We start from the raw sequence: 10,918 nt of genomic DNA, 5'->3' as shown, positions 1-10,918 counted from the left end.
AAGCACGCCGCCGAGCAGGTCACCGCCGAGGAGGTCGCCGCCCAACAGGCCGCCGACGATGCCGTCTTCGCCGAGCACGCCGCCGAGCAGGTCGCCACCGAGCAGGCCGCCGACGATGCCGTCTTCGCCAAGCACGCCGCCGAGCAGGTCACCGCCGAGGAGGTCGCCGCCCAACAGGCCGCCGACGATGCCGTCTTCGCCGAGCACGCCGCCGAGCAGGTCACCACCAAGGAGGTCGCCACCGAGCAGGCCGCCGACGATGCCGTCTTCGCCGAGGATGCCGCCGAGCAGATCGCCACCAAGGAGGTCGCCACCGAGCAGGCCGCCTACCAGGCCGTCTTCGCCGAGGATGCCGCCGAGCAGGTCGCCACCCAGGAGGTCGCCACCGAGCAGGCCGCCGACGATGCCGTCTTCACCGAGCACGCCGCCCAGCAGGTCACCGCCGAGCAGGTCGCCACCCAATAGGCCACCACCCAGCAGACCACCGAGCAGGCCGTCTTCGCCGAGCACGCCGTCCAGCAGGTCGCCGCCGAGGAGGTCTCCGTTCAACAGACCACCGACCGGACCGTCGTTACCCAGCAGGCCGCCGGAGCCGAAGAGAATGCCGCCGGCACCGCCGTCGCCAAGCAGGCCACCAAGCAGGCCGTTGTCGCCGAGCACGCCATCGAGCACACCGCCAAGCAGGGCGTCTTCGCCGCCGAGCAGGCCACCCAGCGGGCTGTCGGCGAGCACGCCGCCCAGCACGCCGTCAGCGCCCAGCAGGTTGTCCACCACGCCGTCCTGGCCCAGCAGACCGCCGGTCAGGCCTTCGCTGCCGAGCAGGCCGGCAAGGGCGCCGTCGCCGCCGAGCAGGCCACCGACCAGGCCTTCGTCGCCCAGCAGGCCGCCGAGCGCACCGTCGTCGCCGAGCAGGGTGCCCAGCAGGCCCTCTTCGCCGAGCGGTCCGCCGAGCAGGCCGCCCAGCAGGCCGTCATCGCCGATCAGGCCACCCACGAGTCCGTCGTCGTTCATCACGCTGCCGAGCAGGCCGCCGACCACACCGTCTTCGGCGAGCAGGCCGCCGACCAGGCCCTCTTCGGCGAGCAGGCCACCCACGAGACCTTCTTCGCTGACCAGGCCGGCCACGAGGCTGTTGTCGCCGAGCAGGCCCTCGACCACGTTCTCGACCACGCCGCCGTCACCGACCAGGTCGTTGACGACGCCGTCCAAGCCGAGCGCTTCGGTGGCGCCGCTCAGGATGCCGTCGGTGCCCACGAGGTTGTCGAGGCCGTTCTGGAGCGCATCGGTCACGTAGTCGACCTGGCCGACCAGCGAATCGGTGGCGCCAGCGCCGAGCAGGCCGTCCAGCGCGGGGCTGATGGCTTCGCCGACGCTGTCGAGCACGGTCTCTGCCACGTCGTCCACCGGGTCGAACTGGTTCGGATTGTCGGGCGTGAATTCCTCACCCAGCACTGGGGCCAGGATGTTGTCGACCAGGTCGGTCGTTTCGTCGATGACGCCGGTAAGCGGATCGAGCGAGTCGCCCAGGCCGAGGCCGTCGCCGGTCGAGCCGATGATGCCGCCGAGGAGGTCGTCGCCCGGATTGAGGAGGGCGTCGCCGTCTGCGTCTGCATCAGCGTCGGCGTCGGCGTCGGCGTCTGCATCGGCGTCGGCATCTGCATCTGCGTCTGCGTCTGCATCTGCGTCTGCGTCTGCGTCTGCGTCTGCGTCTGCATCGGCATCAGCGTCCGCATCTGCATCAGCGTCCGCATCGGCATCGGCATCGGCATCGGCATCGGCATCGGCATCTGCATCTGCATCTGCATCCGCATCTGCATCAGCGTCCGCATCCGCATCCGCATCTGCATCTGCATCTGCATCTGCATCAGCGTCCGCATCTGCATCTGCATCAGCGTCCGCATCTGCATCAGCGTCCGCATCGGCATCCGCATCCGCATCGGCATCGGCATCTGCATCCGCATCCGCATCCGCATCTGCATCCGCATCCGCATCCGCATCGGCGTCCGCATCCGCATCGGCGTCCGCATCGGCATCGGCGTCGGCATCGGCATCTGCATCGGCATCGGCATCTGCATCTGCATCTGCATCTGCATCTGCATCTGCATCTGCGTCGGCATCAGCATCAGCATCTGCGTCGGCGTCGGCGTCGGCGTCGGCATCGGCATCGGCATCGGCATCGGCATCGGCATCGGCATCGGCATCGGCGTCGGCGTCAGCATCGGAATCAGCGTCCGCATCGGAATCAGCGTCCGCATCGGTGTCCTCACCTCCGCCCGGGGGAGGCGTACCACCGATGCCGGAGAAGAAAGGAACGAAGCCGCCGTCACTGCCGCCACCGCCGCCGCCCAGCGCAGCGCCAAGGCCGACGGCACCGAGTGCGCCGAGCGCGAACTCGCCAAGGCCGATGCCGCCAGCTGCGGGCACGGATTTCGTCACTGCGACTGCTGCAGCATCGGCGTCGCTGTCGGGCGGTGTCATCTGGAGATCGCCGGCCGCCACGTCGACATTGACCTGCTCGAGGCCGCCAGGCAGCTTGGTCGAGCCGATGGTGGCGTCGGTGCCGCCGGTGAGGACGCCGGCGAGCGGGGCCTTGTTGGAGGCCGAGCCGGGGAAGATCACATTGGCAGTGCCGTCCTGGGGCACGATGACGCGGTCGCCGGGAATCAGCGCTTGCGATCCGTTCACGGGCATCTGCACGCCGTCGCGGATCACCATGGTTCCTGGCGTGGCCTCGGTGATCGAGCCAATGCCGCGGGCTTCCGGCGCCATTCCGGCGACCACAGGCGCCACACCGCCGGACATGACGGGCGTCTGCCCGCTCTGTGCAATCACTACGGGAGCGACCTTGCTGTCGCTCGCCAGGGCAGAAGAAGAATTCGAATTGTCAGCAACAGCCATGAGGGCCTCCTCGGTGAATAGTCCGAACACAGGGGCAAGTTGCGTGCCGTGTTCAAAGACCCCCTCAAAAGGCCAAAAATGCGCAAAAGATCACGCTTTCAAGCGGTTTTGAGCCGGTTGCGTGGGTTGTCGTTACGTTACGAAGCAGGACGGAACGCCGTAACGTCCCCAGACAACAGGAGGGGGAAAACCCGAGGCCTCTGGCATTCGACCGCGTCAGACGAGTACTTTGGACGTCTGAAGAGGCGGTCGAAGAGGCGGTCGAAGAGGCGGTCGAAGAGGCGGTCGAAGAGGCGGTCGAAGAGGCGGTCGAAGAGGCGGCCGCCCGGCCGAAGATGGCAACGGGATCCGGCCAGTCCCGCTCAGTCGGCGGCGCTGCAGACCAGCTGAGGCCGTCGAGGTGGCGCGCCACGTCGTGCTGCGATCATGAGGCCGAGGCGTTCGGGAGCAGGGCGGCTCGACATCGGGGCGAGCGTCATCCCGGCCCGGCCGGCGAGTCGTCATCCTCGCGCAGCAGCGCCATCGCGTGGCTGTCCTCGTAGCGGCCGTCCACGCGGGTGGCGCGCCGCAGCAGTCCTTCGGTGGCGAAACCGAGCCGCTGGTACAGCGCCTTGGCACTCGCGTTGTCCGTGCGCACGCTCAGTTCGATGCGCGTGAGCCCGCGGGCCCAGGCGCCCGCGATCGCGGTCTTCAACAGCAGCTCGCCGATGCCACGCCGCCGGAACGATGGCAGCAGCCCGATGCCGAGCGTGCCGACGTGCGCGCGCGCCTCGCCGCGCACCGGCAGCACATCGCACCAGCCCACGACCTGCGCGTTCCAGAGCGCGACGAACATGCAGTCGCCACCGGCGATGACCGAGCGGTAGAACTCGAAGGCCGCCTCGCGCGGGGGTGCCTGCGTGAAGGCGAGGTATGTCTTCTCGCGCGCGACCGCGTCGAGTGCGGCGTGCAGGCCCCCGAAGTGGGCCTCGGCAACGGGCTCGATGGAAAGGCTCATGGCGATGCGCCCGAGGGTGCGCCCGCAGTCACCTCGAACACATCGCCGTTCGTCGGCGTCGCGTTCTCGTGGTAAATGTCGTAGAGATATTGCCCGAGCTCGCCGGCTGCGAGCTCGGGAGGAATCGCGAGCTCCATCGGCCGGCGCTTGCCTTCGGGGCTTACGAGCCAGGGCCGCCACGCGCCGCCGTCGCTGCTGCGTTCGACGCGGACCATCTGGCCGAAGACGTTGAACAGGTGGTGCATGGCGCTGCGCCTATGCCGTCTTGGGTTTCGTCGCGGTCTTGGCCTTGACCTTGGACGCGTTGTGCGCGGCCGCCGAACGGACCAACGCCTTGAATGCGACCGCATCCACCGACTCGCCTTCGCGGATGTCGATCGCGCGGCGCATGTTGCCGTCGAGGCTCGCGTTGAAAAGGCCGGCCGGATCGTCGAGCGACGCGCCCTTGGCGAAGGTCAGCTTGACCCAGGCCTTGTAGGTCTCGCCGGTGCACAGGATGCCGTGGTGCGACCACACGGGCGTGCCCATCCACTTCACTTCTTCCACCACCTCGGGCACGGCCTCGCGGATCAGTGCGCGCATGCGGCCGAGCGTCGCGCCGCGCCAGTCGCCGAGCTCGGCGATCTTGCGGTCGATCAGCGCCGAAGCGGCCGGCTCGCTGTCGGTGGAAGGACTGGCGGAAGGGACGGTGGTGTGGGGCTTGGCCATGCGCGTTCCTCGGGGTGGAGCATCGGTTCTCTCGAGATGCTAACTGCCCGCGATGCCGCGCCGCGCTCACAGGCTCACTCGGCGCGGATGCCGTTGCGCAGCACGCCGATCGCATCGACCTCGACCTCGACCACGTCTCCAGCCTTCATCCACACCGGCGGCGTGCGCTTGGCGCCCACGCCGCCCGGCGTGCCGGTGACGATCACATCACCCGGCGCCAGCGGCATGAAGGCCGAGATGTGCGTGATCTGGCGCGGGATGCTGTGGATCAGCTTGTCGGTGGTGGTGCGCTGCATCTCCTGGCCGTTGAGCCGCGTCACGAGCGTCATGACCTGCCCGTCGGCGATCTCGTCGCGCGTGACCAGCCATGGGCCGAAACCGCCGGTGCGCCAGAAGTTCTTGCCGGCGGTCCACTGCGGCGTGGCCGACTGCCAGTCGCGCAGGCTGCCGTCGTTGTAGCAGGCGTAGCCCGCGATGTGGTTCCAGGCATCGGCCTCGGCGATGCGGCGTCCGCCCTGGCCGATGACGACGGCGATCTCGCCTTCGTAATCGAGCTTCGACGATTCCGGCGGCAGCACGATGTCTTCGCCGTGCGCCACCTGCGACTCGGCCACGCGCAGGAAGAGGGTGGGCTTCTCGGTCACTTCGCGGCCGGTCTCGCGCACATGCTCACCGTAGTTGAGGCCGACGCAGACGATCTTGCCCGGGTTCGGGATCACGGGCAGCAGGCCGAGCGCGTTCAGCGGCAGCGTTTCGCGCGCACCGGCGACGGCCGCGGCCGCTTCGCCGAGCAGGTCTGCCGCGATCAGCGCCTTGAGATCGGCGGCGCGCGCGCCGAAGACCGCACGCAGGTCGACGACGCGGTCTTCGCCCGTCACCGCGCCGTAGCTGTCGGTGCCGTTGTATTGGTAGCTGATGAATTTCATGGTCTGTCCGTGAGGAAGGTTGGTGGGGAAGGTTGAAAGGAAGCACCTACGCCAGCCGACCTCCTATGCGCGACGCGCCTTCGGTGACGAGGTGGACCAGCTTTTCGAGATCGACGATGGCGAGGCGCGAGGTGTCGAAGACCAGCGAGATCGCCGCCCAGGCGCCCCCGTCGGCCTTGCGGATCGGCGCGGCGACGGCCGCGAGCTGTGGCTCGAGTTCGCCGATCGACACGTAGTGGCCGGCCTTGCGGATCGCCGCGTAGTGGCGGCGGAACTCGCTCCATTCGGCCGGCAGGCCGCTCTGCACCGCCTCGTCGTGGCGCGCATCGAACACCTTGCGCAATTGCGCCGGCGCGAAGGTAGCGAGCAGCACCTTGGGCGCACCGCCGCGAAAGAGCGGCCGCGGCCGCCCGCGGCCGTAGGCCAGCGTGGCGGGCACGCCGCCCATCTCGCGGTGCGTGTCGAGCACCTGCATGCCGAAGAGCCCGGAGGCGACGCAGTCGAAGCCCGTGGCCGCGACCAGTTCGCGCATCACCGGAACGCCTTCGCGCAGCACCGGGTCGGCCTTGCGGATGTAGTGGTCGAGCAGGATGATGCGCGGCCCCAGCGCGTAGTGCGAATCTTCCACGCGCTGCAGCAGCCCGGCCTCGAGCAGCAGCCGCACATAGCGGTAGCCCGTGGGTAGCGAGACGTCGAGCGTGGCCGCGATGTCCTCGGCCGTGCGCGTGAGATGCGTGTCGTCGAACAGGTCGAGCACGCCCAGCATCCGTCCCAGGCTGGACATGGATTTTTCCGGCACGCCAATTCCTCCAGGGTTTCATGGCGCGACGGGGAGGTATTGCGAAATGCGATCCAGATCGGCCCCCGTGCGCGCGACACCGACGATATATCGGTCGGGCCGCAGTATCACCGCATGGGCCGCATGGGCGTCGAGCCAATCGCCGATCGGCGCCTCGGGCCGATCGATCACGAGCGCACCGCTGCGCCGCCAGCGCTCGGCGGTCGCGGGTGCCGCGGCGGCGAGCGCGTCGGCGCGGCCGATGACGGCGCTGCGGCGTCCGAGCAGCTCGTCGAGCAGCCGGCCGTCGCCCAGGCGCGGCTGCGGAAACGGGCGGCCGGCGGGCGTGCCGGGCGCCGGCTCGAAGGCGCCGGCACCGAGCATCTGCGGCGGCAGCTCGAAGACCTCGGGCCGGCCGGCGCGAAACCGCGCATCGCGCTCGGCCGCGCGCACGGGATCGGTGGTCTGGATGATGTCGCCGAGCCGCACCGCCATCTCGATCAGCGCGCGCACATGCGGCGCGCGCTCCGACTCGTAGGTGTCGAGCAGCGAGGCCGGGGCCCGCTGCGCGAGCACGGCCTCGAGCTTCCAGCCCAGGTTGGCCGCATCGCGGAGGCCGGCGCACATGCCTTGGCCGAGGAAGGGCGGCGTCTGGTGGCAGGCGTCGCCCGCGAGCAGCAGCCGGCCCTGGCGCCAGCCCTGGGCGATGACCGAATGGAAGGTGTAGATGGCCGCGCGTTCCAGCCGCGCCTGCTCGGGCTGCAGCCAGGGCGCGACCAGCCGCCAGAGCGATGCGGGCTGCACCAGCGCCTCGCGGTCGTCGCCGGGCAGCACCATGATCTCCCAGCGGCGCCGGTTGCCGACCACGTTGCAATAGGTCATGGGGCGTGCCGGATCGCAGTACTGCACCGTGTGGCCGGGCAGGTCGACCGACTCGCGCAGCACCACGTCGAACACCAGCCACGGCTGGCGCAGCCCGAGGTCGACCATGGCGCTCTGCATGTGGCGGCGCACCGGCGAGCGCGCGCCGTCGCAGCCGACCGCATAGCGCGCCCGCACGCGCGACGTGCGCGCGCCCTCGTGCAGCAGGTCGCGCACCTCGAGCGTGACGCCGTCCGCGTCCTGCGAGATGCCGGCGAGCTCATGCCCGAGCCGCACCTCGACGTTGGCGAAGCGCTTGAGTCCTGTCCGCAGCACGGCCTCGAGCTCGGGCTGGTGGAAGTAGTAGTTGTTGGCGCCGCCGTGCGGCCCGAGCGCGGCGGTGCCGCCGCGGATCAGCATGGTCTCGCCCGCGGCATTGACGAAATGCATGCCCTGCTCGCCGGGCCGTGCGATGGCCAACGCCTCTTCGCGCAGCCCGGCGGCCTGCAGGATGCGCAGCACCTCGCCGTCGAAATGGATCGCGCGCGGCAGCGCGAAAACCTCGCGTTCCTTCTCGAGCACCAGCACCGAAAGCCCCGCGGCACCGAGCAGGTTCGCAAGCACCGCCCCGGTGGGGCCGAGCCCGACGATTGCCACGTCGTGGCAGCGCTGCGCGGGCTCAACCACGCTGCTGGTCCTGCGCCATGCGGCGCGCCACCTCGGCCTGCCATTGCGCGCGCGGCATGAAGTTTGGAAAGCGCTTGGCGATGGCTTCGGCGCGCGCCAGGATCTCAGCGTCGGGCAGCGAGAGGTCGACCGGCTCGCGCAGCGGCTGCTCGCAGTACCAGGGTGTGTCCATGAAGAGCTCGAGCCGGTTGCCCTCGGGATCGCGGCCGTAGAGCGAGACCGCGTTGCCGTGCGTGACCGGATGCATGTCGGTGCCGCCTTCGGCGATGAGCCGCTCGTGGAACCAGCGCAGCGCCGCGAGGTCGGGCACGCGGAACGAGATCTGGTTGACCACGTTGAAGCCGGCATCGGCGGGCCGGCCCGTGGCCAGCACCAGCTGGTGGTGCTCGCCGGGATCGCGGCTCAGGAACACCAGCTGCACCGCGCCCAGATCGCCCGCATCGGTCTGCGTGAAGCGCAGCGCCTGCTTGTAGAAGCGCGCCATCCGCGGCAGGTCGGTGACGTAGAGGCCGATGTGGCTGAACTGCAGGCCGGGGGTGCTGGTCGATGTCATTCGAATGTCTCCATGCGATAAGTAGTACGGCAATTCGCACTGCCGCATGGATAAATAATAGCGTGATTATCGTATTTTGACAATTAGAATGTTTGATTCCATCATCCGGCCCGTGCGCCCCGCACGCATTCCCATACGGAGACAAACCATGCAGCTTTCGATTAGGACCACAATGCCGGCCATGCGCTGGCTGGCAGGCGTCGCGCTTGCGGCGCTCGGCGCGACCGCGGCCGCGCAGGCCGACTACCCAGCCAAGCCGGTGCGCATCATTGCCCCCTTCCCGGCAGGCAGCGGGCCCGACGCCAACGCGCGCGAGATCGCGGCCGAACTCACGAAGCTCCTCGGCCAGAGCTTCTTCGTCGAGAACCGCCCCGGTGCCTCGAACATCATCGGCACCGAGGCCGCGGCCAAGGCGCCGGCCGACGGCTACTCGCTCTACATCGGCACCACCAGTTCGCTCTCTGTGGTGCCGCATCTCTATGCGAAGCTGCCATTCAATGCCGAGAAGGACTTCGCCCCCGTGAGCCTGCTCGGCGTGCTGAACACCGGGCTGATCGCCGCGCCGGGCGTCGAGGCTCGGGACGCGCGCGCGCTGATCGCCGCACTCAAGGCACGGCCCGATTCGGTGGCGGTCGCGACCGCGGGCATCGGCAGCTATTCGCACCTGTCGGCCGTGTGGTTCAACCGCGCCGCAGGCGTCAAGACGAATCTCGTGCCCTACAACAGCAACAGCCCCTACACCGACCTCCTGGCCGGGCAGGTGCAGCTCATGTTCGACGGCCTGCCCGCGGCCGCCGGCAATATCCACGCCGGCAAGCTCAAATTGCTGGCCATCACGGGCAAGGAACGGTCGGCGAGCTTTCCCAATGTGCCGACCTTCGCCGAGGCCGGCCTGCCCGACTACGCGCCGATCGCGTGGCAGGGCATCCTGGCGCCCGCAGGCACGCCGAAGCCGGTGCTCGACAAGCTCAGCGCCGCGATGCAGAAGGCCTGCCAGTCGCCCGAGCTCGCCCGCAAGTGGCGCGACTACGGCGGCGAACTGCGCTGCAACACGCCGGCCGAGTTCGCGGCCTTCATCACGGCCGACCGCGCGATGTGGGGCAAGGTGATCCGCGAAGCGGGGGTGAAGCTCGACGGGGAGCGCTGAAAAGCCGCGCGTTGCGGCATCATGCGTGCGTCGTTTTCATCTGATCTCGCCGCCCATGCGCCTTGCTGTCGCACTGTTGTCCGCCGCCTGCCTTTCGCTTGCACTGCCCGCATGCGCCCAGCCGCTCTCCGGTGCGGACCCGGAGTTAGTCCCGTTCGCCGATGCGCACGTGCACCTGAACGACCCGGACATGCAGCTGCAGCTGATGGCGCGCTGGGGCGCCACGAATGCGGTGGTGTTCTGGGGCGGCCGGAGCAGCAACGACACGGTGCTGGAAGCGGCGCGCCGCCATCCGGGCCGGCTGATCCCGTTCGCGTCGATCTCGCCCGAGCGCACGGCCTACCGGCCCGCCTGGGAGAGCGACGACCCGTCGCTGCTCGCGCAACTCGATGCCTTGCTCTCGTCGGGCGAGTTCAAGGGCATCGGCGAGATCTCGGCCGCGCACTTTCCGTCGGCCGGCTTCGCCGAGACCGACTTCAGCCCCACCGGCGCGATGATGACCGGCATCATGGCGCTCGCGCGCAAGCACAAGGTGCCGGTGATGGTGCACGTCGAGTCGACCCGCATGGCCGAACTGGGCGAGATGCTCGAGCGCTTTCGCGATGTCGACGTAATCTGGGCCCATGGCGGCTACACGCCGCTGTTCCTGGCGCGGCGCATGCTCGAGCGCCATCCCAACCTCCACTACGAGCTCAGCGCACGCACCTGGCCGCGGCATCCGCGCTCGCCCGATTACACGATCCTCCGGGATCACGAGAACGTGTGGCCCGAGTGGCTGCGGCTGATCGAGGACATGCCGCACCGCTTCATGGTCGGCACCGATGCGAGCCATCGCTCGGCCCCGCTGGAGGCGATGAAGTTCGCCAGTGTGCAGAACTTGCTGCGCCAGCTCGCGCCGGCCGCGCGTGAAGCGGTGGCGCGCGGCAACCTGCTTCGGCTGGTGGGCATGGCGCCCTGATCGTTCAGGCTGCGGGTCAGCCCGAGCCCTTCAATGCCGTGACCTCGATCTCGATCTTCATGCGCGGGTCCGCGAGCCCGGCCGAGATCATCATCGCGGCCGGGCGAACGCTGCCGAAGTACTTGCGCAGCACGGGCCAGCAGACCTCGAAGTCGGTGCCGTCGGGCAGCACGTAGGTCACGCGCACCACGTCGTCTATGGTCGCGCCGGCCTGCGCCAGCGCCGACACGATGTTCTTCAGGCACTGCTCGGCCTGCGCGACGACGCCCTCGGCGATGGTCATCGTCGCGTAGTCGAAGCCGGTGGTGCCCGAGACGAAGACCCAGTCGCCCGCCACCACGGCGCGCGAATAGCCGATCTGTTCCTCGAAGGTGGAGCCTGAGCTGATGCGTTGTCGCGCCATGG

The 10,918-nt window shown here is 69.2% G+C and carries 11 protein-coding genes; 2 read left to right on the top strand and 9 right to left on the bottom strand.

Features of this window, described 5'->3' with window-relative positions; translation table 11 throughout:
- The 8 genes from AC3A6G_RS13825 to AC3A6G_RS13790 form a co-directional block, all read right to left on the bottom strand.
- On the bottom strand, nucleotides 1-2,898 hold a 2,898-nt coding region (locus AC3A6G_RS13825), incomplete at its 3' end, for a hypothetical protein (protein WP_487873894.1).
- A 475-nt stretch (nucleotides 2,899-3,373) separates the two neighbouring features.
- The gene (locus AC3A6G_RS13820) at nucleotides 3,374-3,895 is read right to left on the bottom strand and encodes an N-acetyltransferase family protein (RefSeq protein ID WP_487860343.1); all 522 of its coding nucleotides are present in this window, start codon (nucleotides 3,893-3,895) and stop codon (nucleotides 3,374-3,376) included.
- The gene (locus AC3A6G_RS13815; RefSeq protein ID WP_487860344.1) at nucleotides 3,892-4,140 is read right to left on the bottom strand and encodes a DUF7661 family protein; all 249 of its coding nucleotides are present in this window, start codon (nucleotides 4,138-4,140) and stop codon (nucleotides 3,892-3,894) included. Before AC3A6G_RS13815 ends, AC3A6G_RS13820 begins: the two co-directional genes overlap by 4 nt.
- A 10-nt stretch (nucleotides 4,141-4,150) precedes the next feature.
- Complete coding sequence (locus AC3A6G_RS13810; protein ID WP_487860345.1) at nucleotides 4,151-4,603, bottom strand: DUF1801 domain-containing protein; 453 nt, start codon at nucleotides 4,601-4,603, stop codon at nucleotides 4,151-4,153.
- Nucleotides 4,604-4,677: 74 nt separating this feature from the next.
- Nucleotides 4,678-5,529 carry a fumarylacetoacetate hydrolase family protein gene (locus AC3A6G_RS13805; protein WP_487873893.1) on the bottom strand — a complete coding sequence of 284 codons (852 nt, stop codon included), beginning with the start codon at nucleotides 5,527-5,529 and terminating at the stop codon, nucleotides 4,678-4,680.
- Nucleotides 5,530-5,575: 46 nt separating this feature from the next.
- A complete protein-coding gene (locus AC3A6G_RS13800; protein WP_487860347.1) occupies nucleotides 5,576-6,313 on the bottom strand; it encodes an IclR family transcriptional regulator in 738 nt (245 codons plus the stop codon).
- A gap of 33 nt (nucleotides 6,314-6,346) precedes the next feature.
- On the bottom strand, nucleotides 6,347-7,855 hold the full coding sequence (mhpA, locus tag AC3A6G_RS13795) for a bifunctional 3-(3-hydroxy-phenyl)propionate/3-hydroxycinnamic acid hydroxylase MhpA (RefSeq protein ID WP_487860348.1): 1,509 nt from the start codon (nucleotides 7,853-7,855) through the stop codon (nucleotides 6,347-6,349).
- Complete coding sequence (locus tag AC3A6G_RS13790) at nucleotides 7,848-8,408, bottom strand: VOC family protein (protein ID WP_487860349.1); 561 nt, start codon at nucleotides 8,406-8,408, stop codon at nucleotides 7,848-7,850. Before AC3A6G_RS13790 ends, mhpA begins: the two co-directional genes overlap by 8 nt.
- Nucleotides 8,409-8,556: 148 nt before the next feature.
- Here AC3A6G_RS13790 and AC3A6G_RS13785 point away from each other — a divergent pair, with 148 nt between their 5' ends.
- Nucleotides 8,557-9,555 (top strand): Bug family tripartite tricarboxylate transporter substrate binding protein, encoded by a 999-nt coding sequence (locus tag AC3A6G_RS13785; protein WP_487860350.1) that lies wholly within the window; start codon nucleotides 8,557-8,559, stop codon nucleotides 9,553-9,555.
- 55 nt (nucleotides 9,556-9,610) lie between these two features.
- A complete protein-coding gene (locus AC3A6G_RS13780) occupies nucleotides 9,611-10,513 on the top strand; it encodes an amidohydrolase family protein (protein ID WP_487860351.1) in 903 nt (300 codons plus the stop codon).
- Between the two features lie 16 nt (nucleotides 10,514-10,529).
- Here AC3A6G_RS13780 and AC3A6G_RS13775 read toward each other — a convergent pair whose 3' ends face one another.
- The gene (locus AC3A6G_RS13775) at nucleotides 10,530-10,916 is read right to left on the bottom strand and encodes a RidA family protein (protein WP_487860352.1); all 387 of its coding nucleotides are present in this window, start codon (nucleotides 10,914-10,916) and stop codon (nucleotides 10,530-10,532) included.
- Nucleotides 10,917-10,918: the final 2 nt, after the last annotated feature.

This window comes from Variovorax sp. Soil_C_26, assembly GCF_057657075.1.
This window is presented reverse-complemented; position numbering and strand designations above follow the sequence as displayed.

Excerpts from the sequence above, each read along its gene's own strand:
- AC3A6G_RS13820 (WP_487860343.1), bottom strand. The coding sequence starts at position 3,895 with ATGAGCCTTTCCATCGAGCCCGTTGCCGAGGCCCACTTCGGGGGCCTG.
- AC3A6G_RS13780 (WP_487860351.1), top strand. The coding sequence starts at position 9,611 with ATGCGCCTTGCTGTCGCACTGTTGTCCGCCGCCTGCCTTTCGCTTGCA.
- AC3A6G_RS13805 (WP_487873893.1), bottom strand. The coding sequence starts at position 5,529 with ATGAAATTCATCAGCTACCAATACAACGGCACCGACAGCTACGGCGCG.
- AC3A6G_RS13810 (WP_487860345.1), bottom strand. The coding sequence starts at position 4,603 with ATGGCCAAGCCCCACACCACCGTCCCTTCCGCCAGTCCTTCCACCGAC.
- AC3A6G_RS13785 (WP_487860350.1), top strand. The coding sequence starts at position 8,557 with ATGCAGCTTTCGATTAGGACCACAATGCCGGCCATGCGCTGGCTGGCA.
- AC3A6G_RS13800 (WP_487860347.1), bottom strand. The coding sequence starts at position 6,313 with ATGTCCAGCCTGGGACGGATGCTGGGCGTGCTCGACCTGTTCGACGAC.
- AC3A6G_RS13790 (WP_487860349.1), bottom strand. The coding sequence starts at position 8,408 with ATGACATCGACCAGCACCCCCGGCCTGCAGTTCAGCCACATCGGCCTC.
- AC3A6G_RS13775 (WP_487860352.1), bottom strand. The coding sequence starts at position 10,916 with ATGGCGCGACAACGCATCAGCTCAGGCTCCACCTTCGAGGAACAGATC.
- AC3A6G_RS13815 (WP_487860344.1), bottom strand. The coding sequence starts at position 4,140 with ATGCACCACCTGTTCAACGTCTTCGGCCAGATGGTCCGCGTCGAACGC.